The 18915-nt window shown below is 66.2% G+C and carries 21 protein-coding genes, 3 tRNA genes and 2 pseudogenes; 14 read left to right on the forward strand and 12 right to left on the reverse strand.

Annotated features, from left to right (window positions below):
• Positions 1–277: transposase (locus tag G524_RS15810; protein ID WP_036857876.1), on the forward strand; the 277-nt coding region annotated here is incomplete at its 5' end.
• A gap of 3 nt (positions 278–280) precedes the next feature.
• Here G524_RS15810 and G524_RS0111555 read toward each other — a convergent pair.
• Positions 281–802 carry a hypothetical protein gene (locus tag G524_RS0111555; RefSeq protein WP_027443853.1) on the reverse strand — a complete coding sequence of 174 codons (522 nt, stop codon included), beginning with the start codon at positions 800–802 and terminating at the stop codon, positions 281–283.
• A 192-nt stretch (positions 803–994) separates the two neighbouring features.
• Between G524_RS0111555 and G524_RS0111560 the strand changes: the two genes are divergently transcribed.
• Entirely contained in the window at positions 995–1882 is an 888-nt protein-coding gene (locus tag G524_RS0111560) for an LOG family protein (protein ID WP_027443854.1), read from the forward strand.
• On the opposite strand, the gene thiD is transcribed toward G524_RS0111560, so the two are convergent.
• Positions 1849–2679, reverse strand: a complete 831-nt coding sequence (gene thiD, locus G524_RS0111565) for a bifunctional hydroxymethylpyrimidine kinase/phosphomethylpyrimidine kinase (protein WP_027443855.1) — start codon at positions 2677–2679, stop codon at positions 1849–1851. The two genes, G524_RS0111560 and thiD, sit on opposite strands and share 34 nt — an antisense overlap.
• Positions 2680–2722: 43 nt before the next feature.
• The gene (locus tag G524_RS0111570) at positions 2723–3502 is read right to left on the reverse strand and encodes a thioesterase family protein (protein WP_027443856.1); all 780 of its coding nucleotides are present in this window, start codon (positions 3500–3502) and stop codon (positions 2723–2725) included.
• 153 nt (positions 3503–3655) lie between these two features.
• Between G524_RS0111570 and G524_RS0111575 the strand changes: the two genes are divergently transcribed.
• The 9 genes from G524_RS0111575 to G524_RS0111615 all read left to right on the forward strand — a co-directional run bounded on the left by G524_RS0111575 (position 3656) and on the right by G524_RS0111615 (position 7236).
• A tRNA-Cys gene (locus G524_RS0111575) sits at positions 3656–3729 on the forward strand.
• Between the two features lie 47 nt (positions 3730–3776).
• Positions 3777–3852, forward strand: a tRNA-Thr gene (locus G524_RS0111580).
• A 131-nt stretch (positions 3853–3983) separates the two neighbouring features.
• Entirely contained in the window at positions 3984–4133 is a 150-nt protein-coding gene (locus tag G524_RS17005; RefSeq protein WP_169447848.1) for a hypothetical protein, read from the forward strand.
• A 250-nt stretch (positions 4134–4383) separates the two neighbouring features.
• Positions 4384–4626, forward strand: a complete 243-nt coding sequence (secE, locus tag G524_RS0111590) for a preprotein translocase subunit SecE (RefSeq protein ID WP_027443857.1) — start codon at positions 4384–4386, stop codon at positions 4624–4626.
• A gap of 44 nt (positions 4627–4670) precedes the next feature.
• Positions 4671–5210, forward strand: coding sequence for a transcription termination/antitermination protein NusG (gene nusG, locus G524_RS0111595; protein WP_027443858.1), 540 nt, complete (start codon positions 4671–4673; stop codon positions 5208–5210).
• Positions 5211–5234: 24 nt separating this feature from the next.
• Positions 5235–5429, forward strand: coding sequence for a hypothetical protein (locus G524_RS0111600; RefSeq protein ID WP_027443859.1), 195 nt, complete (start codon positions 5235–5237; stop codon positions 5427–5429).
• 160 nt (positions 5430–5589) lie between these two features.
• Positions 5590–6021, forward strand: a complete 432-nt coding sequence (gene rplK / locus G524_RS0111605) for a 50S ribosomal protein L11 (protein ID WP_027443860.1) — start codon at positions 5590–5592, stop codon at positions 6019–6021.
• Between the two features lie 4 nt (positions 6022–6025).
• Positions 6026–6718 carry a 50S ribosomal protein L1 gene (rplA, locus tag G524_RS0111610; protein ID WP_027443861.1) on the forward strand — a complete coding sequence of 231 codons (693 nt, stop codon included), beginning with the start codon at positions 6026–6028 and terminating at the stop codon, positions 6716–6718.
• A gap of 209 nt (positions 6719–6927) precedes the next feature.
• Positions 6928–7236 carry a hypothetical protein gene (locus tag G524_RS0111615; protein ID WP_027443862.1) on the forward strand — a complete coding sequence of 103 codons (309 nt, stop codon included), beginning with the start codon at positions 6928–6930 and terminating at the stop codon, positions 7234–7236.
• On the opposite strand, the gene G524_RS0111620 is transcribed toward G524_RS0111615, so the two are convergent.
• From G524_RS0111620 to G524_RS0111645, 6 genes are all read right to left on the reverse strand, one after another.
• Positions 7195–8094, reverse strand: coding sequence for a GNAT family N-acetyltransferase (locus G524_RS0111620; protein ID WP_027443863.1), 900 nt, complete (start codon positions 8092–8094; stop codon positions 7195–7197). The genes G524_RS0111615 and G524_RS0111620 overlap by 42 nt on opposite strands.
• 20 nt (positions 8095–8114) lie before the next feature.
• Positions 8115–9089 carry a polysaccharide deacetylase family protein gene (locus tag G524_RS0111625; protein WP_027443864.1) on the reverse strand — a complete coding sequence of 325 codons (975 nt, stop codon included), beginning with the start codon at positions 9087–9089 and terminating at the stop codon, positions 8115–8117.
• Positions 9090–9159: 70 nt separating this feature from the next.
• Positions 9160–9921: a competence/damage-inducible protein A gene (locus G524_RS0111630; protein ID WP_027443865.1), complete on the reverse strand. Its 762-nt coding sequence runs from the start codon at positions 9919–9921 to the stop codon at positions 9160–9162.
• A 75-nt stretch (positions 9922–9996) separates the two neighbouring features.
• Positions 9997–11505, reverse strand: a complete 1509-nt coding sequence (locus G524_RS0111635; RefSeq protein ID WP_027443866.1) for a flavin-containing monooxygenase — start codon at positions 11503–11505, stop codon at positions 9997–9999.
• A 113-nt stretch (positions 11506–11618) separates the two neighbouring features.
• On the reverse strand, positions 11619–12794 hold the full coding sequence (locus tag G524_RS0111640; RefSeq protein ID WP_027443867.1) for an amino acid aminotransferase: 1176 nt from the start codon (positions 12792–12794) through the stop codon (positions 11619–11621).
• A 62-nt stretch (positions 12795–12856) separates the two neighbouring features.
• Positions 12857–13675, reverse strand: coding sequence for a DUF1134 domain-containing protein (locus G524_RS0111645; RefSeq protein ID WP_027443868.1), 819 nt, complete (start codon positions 13673–13675; stop codon positions 12857–12859).
• Between the two features lie 301 nt (positions 13676–13976).
• Between G524_RS0111645 and G524_RS0111650 the strand changes: the two genes are divergently transcribed.
• Both G524_RS0111650 and G524_RS0111655 read left to right on the forward strand, forming a co-directional pair.
• Positions 13977–14067: transfer RNA gene (locus G524_RS0111650), tRNA-Ser, on the forward strand.
• Between the two features lie 159 nt (positions 14068–14226).
• On the forward strand, positions 14227–15540 hold the full coding sequence (locus G524_RS0111655; protein ID WP_027443869.1) for a tyrosine-type recombinase/integrase: 1314 nt from the start codon (positions 14227–14229) through the stop codon (positions 15538–15540).
• A gap of 168 nt (positions 15541–15708) precedes the next feature.
• On the opposite strand, the gene istB is transcribed toward G524_RS0111655, so the two are convergent.
• From istB to G524_RS15820, 3 genes and pseudogenes are all read right to left on the reverse strand, one after another.
• Positions 15709–16515: an IS21-like element helper ATPase IstB gene (gene istB / locus G524_RS0111660; RefSeq protein WP_027443870.1), complete on the reverse strand. Its 807-nt coding sequence runs from the start codon at positions 16513–16515 to the stop codon at positions 15709–15711.
• Positions 16505–18044: pseudogene (gene istA, locus G524_RS15815) on the reverse strand (IS21 family transposase). The gene istB and the pseudogene istA overlap by 11 nt, the downstream one beginning before the upstream one ends.
• Positions 18045–18168: 124 nt before the next feature.
• Positions 18169–18567 (reverse strand): annotated as a pseudogene (locus G524_RS15820) (transposase); the annotation flags it as partial.
• A gap of 80 nt (positions 18568–18647) precedes the next feature.
• On the opposite strand from G524_RS15820, the gene G524_RS16680 reads away from it, so the two are divergent.
• On the forward strand, positions 18648–18915 hold a 268-nt coding region (locus G524_RS16680), incomplete at its 3' end, for a transposase (RefSeq protein ID WP_211219357.1).

An 18915-nucleotide genomic window follows, 5' to 3' on the forward strand; every position in this document is an offset into this window, starting at 1 on the left:
GGCCTGGGCCGAGGTCATCCCTTTCTTCGCCTTCCCCGACGAGGTCCGCAGGATCGTCTACACGACCAATGCTATCGAGGCTCTGAACGCCCAGCTTCGGCGGGCGGTGAGGGCCAGGGGGCACTTCCCCAGCGACGAAGCAGCAACCAAGCTACTCTATCTGATCTTGAACCGCTCCGAGAAAGAGTGGAGAATGCCGCCACGTGAGTGGTCCATGGCCAAGGCCCAGTTCGCCGTCCTGTTCGGTGAGCGCTTCATCAAGGCCATGGCGGCCTAATGTTCAACCGCCCGCCCACACACGAAATTCCTGACAGTCCCCACCCTGGGTATCCACAAACTGCCCTTTCTTGCTCCGCAAGCTGGCATCAACAGCGATTTTGACCTGATCGACCAGCATACGGTCTTCTGGGTCGAGGCCCTTTTCGGCCACAACCAGTTCGGCGATGGTCCTTGAACCCATCGGCCGCGCCTCTTTCCTCATCACATCGAATGCCATGCGAGTCACCTCGCCACCCTTGAAGGGTAATTTCATCGCATTCTTGCGGCTGGGGCGAACCGACTCTGGCCTCCAGTGGGGAGCGATCTCTTTCATGATGACCTTGGTGCTCGCCAGAAGGTCATCGACGGTCTGTAACCGGTCACGCTTCTCGCCGAGCGCTTCATACGCAGCGGTCACATCTTCAATGTGCTTCTCGAGTTCCTTCTTCTCGCCAAGCCAGTCGGCAAATTTGCGCTGAAGGTTCTCTTTCAAATTGGATAGTCCCATGTCGAACACATACGGCGCATCAGCTTCGAGAATCAATCACGCTCGATCAGGAAAAATCCTGAGAACATAACTTGTTGTGGAAATGGGCAGAGTTAGTTCCTCTGCGCCATAATGCCGCAGCCGTCCCCACTTCATCGCCCTGATCGCGCCGCTCCTTGCGATCTTGCCTTGCGCCTTGGTGCGGCAAGGCGGTTGCCGCGGCCACGGGGGGCGACTAGGGCGCCAGAGATGACCGAAAAAGACCTCACAGATCGCAAGTTCTACCGTGCCGGCGAGGAGACCCGCTTTGCCGAAAGCGGGCCCGAGCGCACCCCGCAGACCCAGCACCCGGCCTACAAGCTCGCCTTTCGCGACACCGATTTCCTGCTGCGCGACGAGCTGCGGCCGGTGCGCTTCCAGCTCGAGCTCTTGAAGCCCGAGATGCTGCTCGATGAAGCCCGGGTCGGCTCCACGCTGGTGATGTATGGCTCGGCCCGGATCCCTTCGCCCGAACAGGTCGAGGCCCGGCTGAAAGCCGCCGAGAACGGCAGCGAGTGGGACCGCAAGGTGGCCGAGCGCCTTGCCGCCAAGGCCAAGTATTACACCGAGGCCTATCGTCTTGCCCGGCTGGTGAGCGAGAAGGGCATCATCGAGAATGGCCTGAGGCAATTCATCGTCACCACCGGGGGCGGGCCTTCGATCATGGAGGCCGGCAACCGCGGGGCTTCCGATGCGGGCAGCGAATCGATCGGCCTCAACATCGTGCTCCCGCACGAACAGGCGCCCAACCCCTATGTGACGCCCTATCTCTCCTTCCAGTTCCACTATTTTGCGCTGAGGAAGATGCACTTCCTGCTGCGCGCCCGGGCGGTGGCGGTGTTCCCGGGGGGGTTCGGCACATTTGACGAGTTCTTCGAGCTCATCACTCTGGTGCAGACCGGCAAGATGAAGCCGATCCCGATCCTGCTGTTCGGCCGCGAGTTCTGGACCCGGGTGGTCAATTTCGAGGCGCTGGCCGAGGAAGGGGTGATCGCCAAGAGCGATCTTGACCTCATCACCTGGTGCGAAACCGCCGAGGAGGCCTGGGCCAAGATCGCCGAATTCTACGACATCCGCGAGCCTTCGCCCCAGGATTGAGGCCGCACCGCCTGGTGGCCGAGCGGGCCATGCCCGGCGCCATAGCCGGGGGCGGCCGTGATCGCGGCGAAGACGAAGCGACGGGCCTGTGCCACGGCGTCGGCAAGGCTTTCGCCTCGCCCCAGCAGCGTGGCGATGGCGGATGAGAGCGTGCAGCCCGTGCCATGCGTGTGGCGCGTGGCGATGCGGGGGTGATCGAAGCAGCGCGGCTGCTCACCCGGCACGATCAGCACATCGGTGATGCGCGCGCTGTCGGCGTGCCCGCCCTTGGCGAGCACCGCCGCCCCGCTCGCCGCGGCGAGGTCTTGCGCCGCGGCGATCATCGCATCGCGAGTCGGCAGGGTGCGGCCTGAAAGGTGCGCAAGCTCGGGCAGGTTGGGGGTGATGAGCGCCGCGCGCGGGAACAGGGCGTGGCGCAGCGCCGCCACCGCCTCCGGTCCCACCAGCACCGCGCCCGAGGTGGCGATCATCACCGGATCGAGCACGATCGGCGCGGCCACGCCGTCCAGGGCTTTGGCCACGGCCTCGATCACCGCGGGGCTGGCGAGCATCCCGATCTTCACCGCATCAACCCCGATGTCGCCCGCACAAGAGGCGATCTGCGCGCGCACCATGTCCGCCGAAATCGCCTCGACCCCCTGCACACCAATCGTGTTCTGCGCGGTGATCGCGGTGATGGCGGTCATGGCATAGCCGCCAAGCATGGTGATGGTCTTGATATCGGCCTGCACCCCGGCCCCGCCCGAGCAATCCGAGCCGGCGATGGCAAGGATGCGGGGTGGGCGGGGCGCGCTCATGCCGCCCGCCACCAGCGCCGCCCGCGCGCCCGGGCGCCGCGGCTCAACCGAACACCGCGACGCATTGCAGCCCGTCGAGCACCTGGCGGCCCTCGGCGTCCCACATCCTGAGGCGTTCCGACGAATAGCCGGCATCGGCGTGCTGGCTGGCGTTCTCGGCCAGATACCAGCCGCCGGGCGAGCGGCTGTCGGGATCGAGCAGGTTGAACGACCAGTTGACCGAGCTGATCGGCCCGGGCCGTTCCATCGCCCGCATCGCCCCGGGGGGCATGACATCGCCCATCAGGATCAGCGTCGAGACCGGATCGAGGTCGTGGGCTTCGGCGAGCCGCGCCCAGCGCCGCACCACCGCGCCGCGATCGCTCCCGCGCGCCTGGCCGTGGCGCAGCTCGAAATTGTGGCGGATGAAATCGGGCATCGGCCCGCTCGCCACCGGGGCATTGGCCTCGGGCGGGCCGGGCCAATCGGCCGGGGCGGGTGCGGCGACGCGGGCATTGGCCGGGCGCGCCTCGGCAAAGACCCAGAAGGCGCTGAGCGCCACCTTGCCATCGCAGCGGATGGCGCTGCGCACCTGGGTGACGTTGCGGCCCTGGCGGACGATCTCGGCCTCGAGCGCGAGCTGGTCGCCCACCGGCGCGACAAAGGCGATCTGCCCGGCGCGCAGGCAGGGCAGGCCGGGAAAGGCGCGCACCGCCATGGTATAGGCGATGAGCGCCGAGGCGCCGCCATAAAGCGTGCGCCCCTGCATCCATTCCTGCGCCCTTAAAAGCTGCACGGGGCCGGGCTTTCCGCTGATGGGTTCAATCAGGCTCGCGATGCTCATGCCCCCGCCATGCCGCGGCCCCGGGGCGGCGTCCAGCGTGACGTTGCGTCAACCCTTGCCCCCCGGCCTTGCCCAAGCATTCGCGCATTGCCTTTGTCGCCCCGAAGCGCTAGGGCGCCGCTTCCGTCCGGGGCGATTGGCCGCGGGCGGTCTGGCCCGATGGCGGAGTGGTGACGCAGCGGACTGCAAATCCGTATACGCCGGTTCGATTCCGGCTCGGGCCTCCACCTTTGCATGGCCGGTGCCGCGCCTTGCGGCAGGGCCGCGCCGGGTTGCCGCAGTAGCTCAGTTGGTAGAGCACGACATTCGTAATGTTGGGGTCGGGGGTTCGAGTCCCTTCTGCGGCACCAGTGCGCTGGTGGCCGGGGGTACGGCGCGCCCTCCTTCCGGCCTCTCCTGAGGCGCGCGTTCATCGCCAGGTAAGGCGAAGCGTGTATTCCTGTCGATGAACCGAGCCATCGCAGCCACAGGAGACCCGCACATGAGCGCCTACTCCTTCCGCTCCTCGCGCCCTGATCACTGGGTCAGCCCGCGCCCCACGCGCGATCCGGCGATGAGCCGCCTGATCCACGGGCCGCTGCAGCCGATGCAGCGCCCCGGATGGCTGGCGCGGCTCCTCGGGCGCGCCTGAGGCGAGGCGCCCCCGCCCCCGGCCAGCCCCGCGCGCCAGCCGGCCCGCCAGCCCCGCACCCCAGCCCCGCGCCCCCGCAGCCTCGCGCGCGCTTGCATTTGCGCTTGCCCGGGCGTATGGGCGCCTCGGTCCTTTCCGACATCGGCATTTCGCTCCAGCCCCTCCGGCGACCTTGTCCCGGGCGGCGCGGCGCCCTACCTCAAGGCCGATCGGGAATGACCCGAAGCAATCGCGAAGGAACCGGGCGCGCATGGCCGAACTGAACAATGCCTCGAGGGACGCAGGCCCCGAAAAGAAGCGCAAGACCTCGCTTGCCGAATTCGCGCAGCAGGTGCGCGCCGAAACCGCCAAGATCGTCTGGCCGACGCGCGAGGAAACCGTGCGCACGGCGATCTTCGTGTTCATCTTCATGCTGATCCTGTCGATCTTCTTCCTCGGCATCGACAGCCTTTTCGGCGTGATCGTGCAGGCCGCAATCGGGCTGTTGAAGTAAGCGCCCCGGCAGCTGCCCGCCGCCCCATATCCCAAGGACAAGACATGGCTCGCTGGTACATCATCCACGCATATTCGGGTTTCGAGAACAAGGTGCGCGACGCGATCATCGCCGAGGCCGAAAGGCTCGGCCTGTCCGAGGGCGTGATCGACGTGCAGGTGCCCACCGAGACCGTGATCGAGGTCAAGCGCGGCAAGAAGGTGCCGGTCGAGCGCAAGTTCATGCCCGGCTATGTGCTGGCCAAGCTCAACCTCACCGATGATATCTATCACCTCATCAAGAACACCCCCAAGGTGACGGGCTTCCTCGGCTCAGGCAACAAGCCCCAGCCGATCAGCGAGAAGGAGGCGGCGCGCTATTTCGGCGGGGTGGAACAGGCCAAGGCCGCGCCCAAGCGCGATGTCAGCATCGATTATGAGATCGGCGATTCGGTCAAGGTGCTCGAAGGCCCCTTTGCCAGCTTCAACGGCGTGGTCGAGGAGCTCGATTTCGACAAGCAGAAGGTCAAGGTCTCGGTCTCGATCTTCGGGCGCGCCACCCCGGTCGAGCTCGATTTCGATCACGTCGAGCTGGCCAAGGCCTGAGGCGCGCCGCGGGGCGGGGAGGCGATGCGCACCCGGCTGGGGATCTGCCGCCGCAAGCGCCGCTTTGCATCCCGCGCCGCGGCCGATGCGGCAGCGCTCAAGGCCCGCGTGAGCTTGCGCACCTATGCCTGCCCGCTGTGCCGCGGCTTTCACCTCACCAGCCGCACCAAGGGCCTGTGGGCGCCGCGCCCGCAGCGCGGGGAGGGCGCGGCGGGTTGATTTTGTGCGCCCGTGCGCCTATGCGCGCCGCTTCGCCGGGGGCCTTCGCGCCCGGGTGATTCCCTGCGGGAGCCTTGCGGCCATGCCGGCCCGGGCGCTTGACCGCTTACCATGACCTTGCCGCCCCGGCGGCTTGGAACAGTGCGAAAGGAGTGGCCACATGGCCAAGAAAATCGAAGGCTATATCAAGCTGCAGGTGCCTGCCGGCTCTGCCACGCCCTCGCCGCCGATCGGCCCGGCGCTGGGTCAGCGCGGCGTCAACATCATGGAGTTCTGCAAGGCGTTCAACGCCGCCACGCAGGATCTGGAAAAGGGGATGCCGATCCCGACCGTGATCACGGTCTATGGCGATCGTTCCTTCACCTTCGTCACCAAGACCGCGCCGGCCACCTACTACATCAAGAAGGCGGCCAACCTGAAGTCGGGCTCGAAGGAACCGGGCAAGGTTTCGGCCGGCACCATCAAGCAATCGCAGATCCGCGAGATCGCCGAGGCCAAGATGGCCGATCTCAACGCCAATGACATCGAAGCGGCGATGAAGATCATCGCCGGCAGCGCCCGCTCGATGGGCCTTGAAGTGGTGGAGGGCTGATCTCATGGCCAAGATGACCAAGAAGGCCAAGGCGCTGGCCGCGATCGACCGCGAGAAGTTCTACACCATCGAGGAAGCGCTCGGGGTGCTGCGCCAGTTCAAGAGCAAGTTCGACGAGACCGTCGAGGTGGCGATGAACCTCGGCGTCGATCCGCGCCATGCCGATCAGATGGTGCGCGGCATGGTCTCGCTGCCCGCGGGCACCGGCAAGGAAGCGCGCGTGGCGGTGTTCGCCCGCGGCGAAAATGCCGAGAAGGCGCTGGCGGCCGGGGCCGACAAGGTCGGCGCGGAAGACCTGATGGAAGACATGCTCGCCGGCAATCTCGATTATGACCGCGTGATCGCCACGCCCGACATGATGGGCCTGGTTGGCCGGCTCGGCAAGGTGCTCGGCCCCAAGGGGCTGATGCCCAACCCCAAGCTCGGCACCGTCACCCCCAATGTCGCCCAGGCGGTCAAGGACGCCAAGGCCGGCCAGGTCGAGTTCCGGGTGGAAAAGCAGGGCATCATCCATTCCGGCATCGGCAAGCTGAGCTTCCCTGACGAGGCGATCAAGGCCAATTTCAAGGCGCTCACCGATGCGGTGGTCAAGGCCAAGCCTTCGGGCGCCAAGGGCAAGTATGTGCGCAAGGTCTCGCTCTCCTCGTCGATGGGGCCGGGCCTCAAGGTCGATCTCGCCGAGGTCGAAGGCGCGTGAACTGATCCCGCGCGGGCGCCTGCCGCGCCAGTGCAACGAGCAAGGGGGCCGGGTGCAGCGCGCGCCCGGCCCCTTTTGCTTGCGCGCGCATGATAAGCTGTTTGCCCCTCTTGTCTTTCGCCCGGCCCGCGCCATGTTGAGATGCAGGAGCGCAGCCCCTCTCCCCCCTCTCCTCTCCCGGCTGCGCTGCCAAGAACAGGAGGTCGTTCATGCCCACTTCAACCGATGATGGCGCGTGGCTCGATCCCAAGTGGCTGGTGATCGGCTTTGCGCTTGCCGCCTATGGCCTGATTGCGAGCTATGACTGGCGTCTCGGCCTCGCTGCGGGCGCGCTTCTGGGCCTTGCCGGGCTCACCTGGCTGGCGCTGGCGCTGCACTATCGGGCGGGCCCGCCCACCGCGCGCAGCCGCCTGGTTGAACTTGCCCGCCAGCAGATGCGCAACCGCCGCCTTGCCGCGGCGCGCGTGCCGGTGCGCTCAGGCGCGCAGCAGCCCCCGCAGCCGCCCCAGCGCCCCTGAACGCTGCGCCAGCGCCTTGGCCTGCGCCACGGTGCCATCGAACCCGGCGCGCGCCGCCAGCAGTGCGCGGTTGGCCAGCGTCGGAGTGAGCAGCACCAGGCTGGTGCAGGCGGCGTGGTGGGTGCCGAACAGCGCCTTGTGCGCGCCTTCGCCCTCGGTGAAATCGAACCAGCGATAGCGCCGCTCGGCAAACAGGCGTTCGAGCGCCTCGAGCTGCAAGACCGTGCCGGGCGAGAGGCGGGCATGGGCCGGATCGTGCCCGACATGGGCATAGACCAGCGTGGCGCCCGTCACCGGCAGCGCGAGATAGGCGATCGGCGCGCCGGCGGCATGGAGCAGGAAGGCGCGCAGCCGGTCATCCTCGGCCGCCTCGAGCATGGCGCGGCGGGCATCGGCCCCCTCGGGCAGCCCGGCGCCGAGCAGGCGGGCCTGGTAGGTCTTGGCCGACAGCGGCAGCGCCGCGGCGAGAAAGGCCTCGATCTCGGCCGGGGTGCGGTGCGCGGTGACGGCATAGCCGCCCGCGGCCGCGGCAAGCTTGCGTGCCTTGCGCCGCAGGGTCGCGCGGGTCTTGCCCGAAAAACGCGCCATGTAGTCGGCAAAGCTGCCGCGCATGTCGATATAGTGGCGGCGGTAATCCTGCCTGCCCCCGGCAACCATCCCGGGATAGGCGGTCATCACCGCCGCGAGCCGCGCTTGCGGGGCCGAGAGCACCCGCACCCCATCGCGCCCCGGCGGCGGGGCGGTGGGCAGGGCCTCGCCGAGCACCTCGGCAAGGCCGAAGGCCCAGGTGGAAAGCTGACGTGGCACCGCGACAAGGCGCCGGGCGCCGAGGGTGAAGTCGATTGCCGTGCCTGCCATCGCCCACGCCCACGCCGGTGCTAGAGCGCGCCGTAGAGCGCGTTGGAGACCAGCTGTTCGGCCAGCCGCGCGCTGGTGCGCACCGCGCTCGGCGGCAGCAGCGCCTGGTTGCTGCCGGTCAGACGGATGCGCGGGGGGGTGTCGCGGTAGGTGCCGGTTTCCACCCCGCGCAGCCGCGCCAGCGCCTTGACGAGGCCGGTAAAGCGCCGCCGGACGATCGGATTGACCGCAAGGCTGCGGCGGTTGATAAGCTCGAAGGAGTGGCTCACCAGGGTGAAGCTGTCGCGCCCGCTGTCGCGCGCGTGGCGGATCGCGGCGAGCATTTCGGCAAGGGTGAGCGCGGTGATCTGGGCGTGGCGCTGGCCCCCGCCGACCGCGCCGATGCTGCCTACGGGCACCTCGATCACCCCCATGTGCCCCACCGGATCGCGCTGATCCGGGCCCAGGCTGATGCGGCACGGGCCGCAAGTCAGCGCCGGGCAGTGGCTCGAATCATAGGCCAGCCCAAGCTGCGCCAGCGCCCGCAGGGTGTTGTCATCGGCGCCATAATTGCCCGCGCGAAAGGCGACCGGGGCGCTTGCCCCGGCAGCGATCAGGGTGTCGCGGGCATAGCGCAGCACCTCGCACTGGTCATCGAAGGGAAGATCGGCAAGGTTCTTCGCGGTGCGCCGCGAGGCGAGCGGATTGGCCGGCCCGGCAAGCTCGAGCCACTCGGTGTGGCAATGCAATTGCACGTCCTGCCCGGCCTCGAGGATCGGGCCGATGATGTCCTCGATCGCCGCCACGCCCCACACCAGCGCCGGCATGGGATCGACGAAGAACACCGCCTTCTGGCCGTGGCGCGCGAGCAGATCGAGCTTGTGGGGGATGCCCGCCGGCCCTTGCGGCGTGAGGCAGGCGATCGAGCGCGCGAAATTGTCGGCCCGGTCAGCCGCGCCCGGCCCGGTGTAGAGCCCCGAGGAATACTCGGTGTCGATGGTGATGAACACCCGCATCCTGCCTTTCCATAGGCAGGAGAGGTTAAGACCGGGTGACCTTGTATCCTCGCGCGCGAAGGGCGCGTGCTCAGATCCCGCCCGGAGTGGGGGCGTGCCCGCCGGCCTCAAGGCCCGCCATCAGGCTCTCGCAGCAGGCCTTGAGCGCCGCGGCATCGACCGAACGCACCACGAAATTGGCCCCCACCCGGCCTTCGCGGAAGAAGGGGTAGGAACCGATCTGGCAGGCCTCGTGCGCCGCCTCGGTCTGGCGCAAGAGCTCGGCGACCTCGCTTTCGGCAACCCAGCAGCCGATGGTCTCGGACAGGAGCGGGGCGCCGCCCTCGAGCTGGCCGGTGAGCGCATCGAGCATGCCCGCGGTGATGTGCGGCACGCCCGCCATCAGGAAGATGTTGCCGCGACGGATGCCGGGCGCGCCCGACATGCGGTTGGGGATCAATTCCGAACCTTCGGGCACCCGCGCCATGCGCAGCCGCCCCTCGTTGAGGCCGCCGCGCGTGGCATAGTAGCGCTCGAGCAGGGCGCGGGCCTCGGGGTGGATCACCACCGGCACGCCGAGCGCGGCGGCCACCGCATCAACCGTGATGTCGTCATGGGTGGGCCCGATCCCGCCGGTGGTGAACAGATAGTCATAGGCGGCGCGCAGATCGTTGACCGCGGCGATGATCCGCGCTTCCTCATCGGGCACCACCCGCACCTCGGCAAGGCGGATGCCCTGCACCTGGAGCCAGCTTGCCACCTGGGCGATGTTCTTGTCCTGCGTGCGGCCGGAGAGGATTTCATCGCCGATGACGATAAGCCCGGCGGTCCAGATCTTGTCGGAAGAGGTCATGGCCCAAGGTTAGGAGAAGCGCCGCGCGAGCGGAAGCGATTCCTTGCCCCCCGCTTGGGGCGCCTCTCCGATCTCCTATTCGGCGGCCTCGAGCTGCTCGGCCACCTGCTGGGCATTGGCGCCGGGGCGGGTGAAGGTGAGGATGCCGTCAAGGATCGGATCTTCCTTCATCCGCTTGCGATCAACGAGGTATTCCTGGTTGAGCCGCCAGGGATAGCTGATCGAATTCTTCGGCATGATCGCCTTGCCCCGCTGGATATAGCCCGAGGAGAAATCGAAGATGTCATCCTCGATGATTTTGGCCTCCTCCTCGGGGGTGAGCACCGGGGTGACGATGCTGGTGCCGGTTGCGCGCATGTGTTCGAGCACGCGGCAGACATAGTCCGAATTGATATCGGCCCGGAGCGTCCAACTGGCATTGAGATAGCCGAACACCACCGCAAGATTGGGCAGGTTCGAGAACATGCAGCCCTTGTAATAGAACCGCTCGTTGAACTTCACCGGCTCGCCATCGACGCTGACCGCGATCTTGCCGGCGACGGCAAGCTTGAGCCCGGTGGCGGTGACGACGATATCGGCCGGCAGGAAGCGCCCGTCGGTGAGCCTGACGCCGCCCTTCTCGAACCGGGCGATATGGCCGGTGACCACGCTGGCCTTGCCCGCCTTGATCGCGCGGAACAGATCATCATCGGGCACCAGGCAAAGGCGCTGTTCCCAGGGGTTGTAAGGCGGGGTGAAGGCGGCCTTGTCGTAATCCGGCCCGAGCGCGGCGGCGATCTTCTTGTGCAGGGTCTGCTTGACCTTCTCGGGCTTCTCCCGCGCCATCTTGAAGCTTAAGTCCTGCATCTTGATGTTCTTGAAGCGGGTGATGCGGTAGGCGAGCTTTTCCGGCAGGATCGCGCGCAGGAAATTGGCGATGCGGTCCTTGGCCGGGCGGGCGAACATCCAGGTCGGGGTGCGCTGGAGCATGGTGACATGCCCGGCGTCCTTGGCCATCGACGGCACGATCGTCACCGCGGTGGCGCCCGAGCCGATCACCACCACCTGCTTGCCCTTGTAGTCGAGATCCTCGGGCCAGAACTGCGGGTGAACAACCCGGCCTTCGAATTCGCCGAAATCAAAGCCCGGATCATAAGGCTCGTCGTAATCATAATAGCCCGCGCCGAGATAGAGGAAATTGGCGGTCATGTGGGTGCGGCTGCCATCGGCCTTTTCCAGCTCGACATGCCAGCGCGCCTCGTCGGAGCGAAAATCGGCGCTCAGCACCTTGTGGCCGAAGCGGATATGCGGGCGGATGCCGCGCTCATCGACGATGCGATCAAGATATTCGAGGATCGCCGGCGCATCGGCGATCGATTTCTCGTGCCGCCACGGCTCGAAATCATAGCCCAGCGTGTGCATGTCGCTGTCCGAGCGGATGCCGGGATAGCGGAACAGGTCCCAGGTGCCGCCGAGGTTGTCGCGCCGCTCGACGATGCAATAGCTGTGGTGCGGCGCCTTCATGCCCATGTGCGCGGCCATGCCGATGCCGGAAATCCCGGCCCCGACGATCAGCACGTCGAAGTCTGGCGGTGAAGCAAGCATCTTGTCTCTCCCTTGTGGGGAGTGATGTAACCACAGGCCCCGCGCAAAAGCGAGTCTTGAATGGCAAAGTGCAACTGATTTGCTGCGCTGTGCCGGCGCGGCGCCCGCCGCGCTCAGGCCGCCACCGCGGCGAGGGCGGCGATGAAGCGCGGCAGGTTGGTGCTGGTAAGGCCGGCGATGTTGATGCGGCCCGAGGCGGCCATGTAGATCGCGTGCTCCTCGCGCAGCTGCGCCACCTCCTCCTTGGTGACGGGGAGCATCGCGAACAGCCCGTTCTGGCTTCCCAGCGGGGCAAGATCGATCCGCCCGGCGCGGCCCGCTGCGGCGAGCGCGGCGCGCACCTCGCGCATCCGCGCGCGCATGGCATCGACCTCGGCCAGCCACTGCGCGGTCAGATCAGGATCGCGCAGGATGATGCGCACCACCGCCCCGCCGTGATCGGGGGGCATCGACCAGGCCGCCCGCGCCAGCGCATTGGCGTTGGAAAAGGCGGTCTCGAGCGCGCCCGGCTCACCCGCCATGATATAGAAGGCGCCGACCCGGTCGCGATACTGGCCGAAGTTCTTGTCGCAGGAATAGGCGATGAAGGCCTCGGGCACCGCGGCGAGCACCGCGCGCAGCCCGGCGGCGTCCTCCTCCATCCCCTGGCCGAGGCCCTGATAGGCGGCATCGATGATCGGGAAGGTGCCGCTTTCGGCCAGCGCCGCGGCGATCGCGGCCCATTGATCGGCGGTGTAATCGATCCCGGTGGGGTTGTGGCAGCAGGCGTGCAGCAGCACCGCCTCGTTCGGCCCGGCGCCGCGGATCGCCGCGAGCAGGGCATCGACATCGGCGCTGCCATCGGCGCGGGCATGGTCGAAGGGCGCCAGCTCCATGCCGAGATCGGCGAGGATCTGCGCATGGTTGGGCCACGAGGGCACCCCCATGTGCACCCGCCGCACCCCGGCCTTCTGCGCCAGCGCCAAGGCAAGGCGCACCGCGCCGGTGCCGCCCGGGGTCTGCATCCCCGAAATCCGCCCGCCCATGGTGGGATCAGCGCCGAAGATATGCGGCATCAAGGCATGGACAAAGCCCATGTCGCCTTCCGGGCCGAGGTAGGACTTGCTGTCCTGCTCGGCCAGCAGCTGCGCCTCGGCCGCCTTGACTGCGGCGAACACCGGGGTGGTGCCTTCCTCGGTGCGATAGACCCCGACGCCAAGGTCGATCTTCTCGGGCCGCGGATCGGCGTTGTGCAGACGGATCAGGGCGAGCAGCGCATCGGGCGCCTGGGGCGTGAGTCGGTCGAGCATCATGGGCCAGCGCCATGGCGCGATGGCCGCGCCGGAGCAACCGGGAATTGCGGGTGGGCGCCCTAGAAAGGCGACCAGCGCTGCTTGCGCGAGAACTTCATGTAGCCGGCATTGATCCCCAGCCGCAGCCCGGCGCCAACCCGGATCGGGATCAGCACAATGTCGCCGCGGCGCAGGTAACTCGCATGGAGGCCGCCGACGAAATAGGCCTGCCCCTCGCCCGCGGGAAAGCGCTTGAACAGCTCCTCGCTGTCATAAAGGTTATAGACCAGCACGAAGGTGTTGGCGGCATTGGCCCCGACATCAAAGCCCAGCGAAGGCCCGGTCCAATAGACCTGGCGGGTGCCTTCGACCTTGTGGTGCAGCGTGCCCGAGCCATAGCGCGCGCCGAAGATGAAGGCCCCGCCGGCCTCGCGCCCGACGATATAGGCATTGGGCCGACCCTGCTTCTTGAGCAGATCCTCGATCAGCTTGGCGAGGCCCTCGGCGCCCTTGCCGAACAGCCCTTCGGCCGCGCCGATGAGATCATCCGCGCCATAGGTGCTCTGCGCCTCGGCCGCAGATGGCTGGGCCGGGCTGGCCGCGGCCGGGGGGGCGATGGTGGGATCGGCGGCGAAGGCGGTGAATTCCTCGTCGAAACGCGGATCATCGGGCACCGGGGCGGGAGTGGGCGCGGACGGCGCGGCGCTGGTGCTGGGTGGGGTGGCAAGATCGGCATCGATCCCGCCCGCGGCATCGCCTGCCTGATAGGCCTGATCGGGGTCGAAGGTTTCGAGCTGCTGCGCCAGCGCCGGCGCGGCGAGCAGCGCGGCGAGCGCGGCCAGCAGCAGCGCCGCGCGGCGCAGGAGGAAGCGGAAGGTGGCGGCGATCACGGCGATCATCATGCTCTCCCCAGCACGGGCGTGCCAGCCCGGGAATGGCCCTAACCCAGCAGAATCACTTGGCGCGCGCCCCGCAACCGCCTGGCGCCGGGGCGAATCGAAAATGCGACGAGCCGGGAGACATGCCTGCCCCACGCTGGCTGAACCGTGCCCGAACCGCGGCGGCCGCGCTTGCCCGCCCCCACGGCGCGCCCGCGGCGCGCGAGGGCAATGGGTTCGGCGTCAGCTTTTTCGCCAAGCCACCTTGCCGCTCGCCAAGTGTGCGACTATAGCCCCGCGCTCACAGCCATATGGGTTGCCCGGAGACGTGGGTGAGTGGCTGAAACCAGTTCCCTGCTAAGGAACCGTACTCTACTAGGGTACCGAGGGTTCGAATCCCTCCGTCTCCGCCACTGGCTCTTCCAGAGCCTTCCAAATCCTTCCAACTGAACGGTCAAGGCCTTTACTTTTCACGTCTTTCCCGTCCAGTCTGTTCCACCCCTGTCCATCCCTTGCCAGACGCACTTCGGGGTAGATTGGGGGTAACCAACGCGAGCGTTGGGGGGTCTTGGATGCTTACGGACAAGGCCGTTCGCGCAGCAGCGCCGAAGGACAAAGCCTACAAGCTGTCAGACAGCGGCGGGCTTTACCTGCAAGTCTCGCCGCAGAATCATAAAAGCTGGCGGTTCAAATACCGGTTCGAGGGTAAGGAGCAGCTGCTGACGATCGGAGCTTACCCGGAGGTCTCGCTGGCCGAGGCCCGCGAGAAGCGGAACGATGCGCGCAAGCTGCTGCGCGAGGGGCGTGACCCCCGCCATGCAGCCAAACGGGCCAAGCTCATCGGCGAGAAGAGCAAGTTCCAGACCTTCGAGCAGGCCGCACGCGAATGGCACCAGATCCAGAAACCGCGCTGGAAACCCGTTCACGCAGATGATGTCATCACGAGCCTGGAGCGGGATATCTTCCCGGACCTGGGGGCGATGCCCGTTGATGAGATCGACAAGCCCCTGCTGCTGGCCGCGCTTCGGAAGATCGAGGAGCGCGGGGCAATCGAGACCGCTCGCCGGGTGAAGCAAAGGGTGGCGGCCGTATACCGCTTTATCAATGCGCATGGTGCCGGGCTGGTCAATCCGGCCAGCGAGCTGAACGATGCGCTTGCCCCGCTGCCGCCGTCCAAACGCTATCCTGCGCTGCTTGATGTTGCGGCCATCCGGGTGATGATCGGCGACATTGACCGGGCAGGGGCTTCGCCGGTCAATCGCCTGGCATCACGCTTTCTGGCTCTGACAGCACAGCGTCCGGGCATGGTGCGCACCATGGAGTGGGGCGAGATCACCGGGGTCGATTGGACCAATCGCGACAGTGATGTCAGCGAAGCGATGTGGCTGGTTCCTGCGGACAAGATCAAGCAGGAGCTGCACCTGCGGTCCGATGAAGCCTTCGATCACCCGGTGCCGCTATCGCGTCAGGCGGTTGATACGCTCCGGGCAGTCCGCCTGTTCACGGGCAAGGCCAAGTACGTCTTCCCCAGCGCGCGTTCCGGGCAGGAGCCGATCAGCATGAACACCCTTGGCTACCTCTACAACCGGGAAGGCTATCAGGGACGCCATGTGCCCCATGGCTGGCGTTCGAGCTTCTCGACGATCATGAACGAGCTTGCCGAACGCGAGCCGGGTCGGGACGAGCGGCTGTTGATCGACCGGATGATCATCGACCTGATGCTTGCGCACAAGCCGGCGGGAATGAGTGCGAGCGAACTGCGCTACAACCGTGCTTCCTACATGACCCGGCGGCGCGAACTGGCTCAGCGCTGGGCTGACATGATCATGGAAGGGGCCATTGCCGAGAGCGAGATCATCGACAGCCCCCGGCGCAAGCGGCGCTAATCGGGGTCAACGGCCCCGCTTTGCGGCCTGTTCCTCAATCCACAGAAGCACCTCCCGCTTGTTCCAGCGGGCTGCTCCTCCCAGAGCGATGGGCGCAGGGAAGCCTGTAGATTTCCGTTGAGATTTGACCCGGGATTTTCATCGAGAAGTGACCTGGGTTGTTGTTAGCTATGTCCGCTTGGACTTGTGTTTGGTCAAGGGCTGGACGTTCTCCTTTCTGGTTTTCCGCTGGGCGGCAGATGCCTTGAACCGGAAGCTATCGTTACCGGTTTCGAGGATATGGCAGTGGTGGGTCAGCCGATCGAGCAGCGCGGTGGTCATTTTGGCATCGCCGAACACGCTGGCCCATTCGCTGAAGCTCAGATTGGTGGTGATGACCACACTGGTGCGCTCGTAGAGCTTCGAGAGCAGGTGGAACAGCAATGCTCCGCCTGACGGGCTGAACGGCAGATAGCCCAGTTCATCGAGGATGATCAGGTCAAGCCGCAGCAGGCGCTCTGCGAGCTGGCCAGCCTTGTTCTGGGCCTTTTCCTGTTCGAGCGCATTGACGAGGTCGACCGTGGAGAAGAAGCGGACCTTCTTGCGATGATGCTCGACCGCCTGAACACCGAGCGCAGTGGCGATGTGGGTTTTGCCCGTCCCCGGGCCGCCCACGGCGACGACGTTGTGCGCTCCATCGATAAAGTCGCAGCGATGCAGCTGGCGCACCAGGGCCTCATTGACCTCGCTGGCAGCAAAATCGAAGCCGGCCAGATCCTTGTAGGCGGGGAACCGCGCGGCCTTCATCTGATAGGCGATCGAACGCACCTCGCGCTCGGCCATCTCAGCTTTGAGCAGTTGAGACAGGACCGGGATGGCTGTCTCGAACGCAAGGGCGCCCTGTTCGATGAGATCGCTGGCCGCCCCTGCCATGCCATACATCTTGAGGCCGCGCAGCATCACGACAACAGCCGCGCTGGCAGGGTCATGACGCATGGGCCGCCTCCTTGGCGCGCAAGGTGTCGTAGCGGGCGACATCGGCTATGGGCTCGTGCATCAGCGACAGCGCCTGCGGAGCAGCGATAGGATCGGGGCCAGCGGGCTTTCCATCGACCAGACGGTGCAACAGGTTGAGAACGTGGGTCTTGGTGGCAACGCCTGCCTCAAGTGCCAGTTCCACCGCGCACAGGACCGCCTGCTCGTCGTGCTGGAGCACCAGCGCCAGGATCTCGGCCATTTCCTTGTCGCCGCCGGGGCGCTTCAACAGCTGCCCCTGCAACTGCCTGAAGGCATCGGGCATCTCGGTGAACGGGGCACCATTGCGCAGGGCACCGGGCTTGCGCTGGATCACCGCCAGATAATGCCGCCAGTCATAGACCGTCTGGCCACCGCTGCGGTGAGAGCGATCAATAACCCTCTCGTGCTCACACAGGATCTGCCCCTCGGCGGCGATCACGATCCGCGCGGGGTAAACCCGCAACGATACCGGCCGGTTCGCAAAGCTGGCTGGCACGCTGTAACGGTTGCGCTCGAAGTGCCAAAAACCGGCGACTTGGGCAGATCGGGGAGACCCGCTTGGTATGCTCGACGAAGCCGTCGAACAGCCCGCCCAGCGGCATCAGGCTGGGCAGTTCCTCCGCATGCACCTCGGCGATGGTGCCCGGCAAAGTGCCGTGCGGGATATCGGCCCATTGCGCGATGCATTGCTCTTCGAGCCAGGCATTGAGGGCTTCCAGATCAGCAAAGGCTGGCATGCGCTGCCACAACCGGCGGCGTGCATCCTGAACGTTCTTCTCGACCTGACCCTTCTCCCAACCGGAAGCAGGATTACAGAACTCAGGCTCGAACAGATAATGGCTGGCCAGCGCCGCGAACCGCGCGTTGACCTGTCGCGCCTTGCCAGTGCCGACCTTGTCTACCGCAGTCTTCATGTTGTCGAAGATCCCGCGGTGCGGAACGCCGCCCAGAACCCTGAACGCCTGTGTCAGCGCATCGAACAGCATCTCGTGGGTCTGCAGCGGATAGGCCCTGACGATAAAGGCCTTGCTGTGCGCCAACTTGGTGTGGGCAGCCTGTAGCTTCACACGCTCGCCGCCGAGAACCGCCCAGTCCTCGCTCCAGTCGAACTGGAACGCCTCCCCCGGCGCAAACACCAGCGGCACGAAGGTCCCGCGCCCGCTGGTCTGCTGCTCATATTGCCGCTGCGCCTTCCATGCCCGCGCAAAAGCGGCAACCCGGCCATAGGAACCGTCGAACCCCAACGCCACCAGATCGGCGTGCAACTGCTTCACCGTGCGCCGCTGTTTGCGCGACTTGGCAGCCTCGATCCGCAGCCAATGCGACAGCTTCTCAGCAAACGGGTCCAGCTTGCTGGAACGCTCGGGAACCCGAAACTGCGGCTCCACCGCGCCGCTGCGCAGATACTTGCGGATCGTGTTCCGCGACAAGCCAGTGCGCCGCGCGATCTCTCGGATCGGCATCCGATCTCGCAGATGCCAGCGACGGATTACACTCAGTAACGCCATGTCGATCACTCCTGTCTCCCTCGCTGCTCGCAGCAAGGAACGGGTCAAAACATGGGTCAAATCTCAATGAAAACTCACCGCCCTCCCGGGTCAAATCTCAACGGAAATCTACAGGTTTCGAAAGTCATGCTGAGCGTGCCAATCGGCGTAACAAGAGCATGGCGGCGGCGGCGTAAAGGAAGGCTGCGGCGAATTTGAGGGTGGCTTCGACGTCCTTGGCGAGGCGGCGGTTGCGGTTGATCCATGCGAAGAAGCGCTCGACCACCCATCGCCGTGGCAGGACGACGAAGCCGGATTGACCGGCGGTCTTGCTGACGATCTCGACGGTGATGCTGGTCGCCTCGTTGACACGGTGATGGTTATAGCCGCCATCGGCCCAGATTTTCTCGATGAACGGGAAGAGGCCGCGCGAGATTTGCAGCAATGCGCCGCCGCCATCACGATCCTGGACATCGGCGGTGTGCGGCTCGACAAGCAGCGGCCTGCCGTCAGTATCGACCAGAGCATGGCGCTTGCGGCCTTTGGCTCCGCTTTGGAGACTGCCCCCGGACTGTCAGGAATTTCGTGTGTGGGCGGGCATAATGGGTAAGAAGGAGTCCCACTATGTCTCGACGCAAAGAACCTGTGATCCCGTCTGATTTGCTGGATCAACTTTTGGCTGGCGGTGATGCTGCTGCGGCCTTGCAGCAAGGCGGCTTGCTGGATTCGCTGAAGAAGGCCTTGGCCGAACGCGCGCTTAATGCCGAGATGGATCATCATCTCGGCCACGAAGAGCAGGCTGGCAACAGCCGCAATGGCTATGGCCGCAAGACGGTTGCCACGGACACCGGTAAGATCGAGATCGAGATCCCGCGCGACCGGCAGGGCAGCT

It is taken from the genome of Erythrobacter cryptus DSM 12079 (assembly GCF_000422985.1).
Taxonomy (GTDB): domain Bacteria; phylum Pseudomonadota; class Alphaproteobacteria; order Sphingomonadales; family Sphingomonadaceae; genus Erythrobacter; species Erythrobacter cryptus.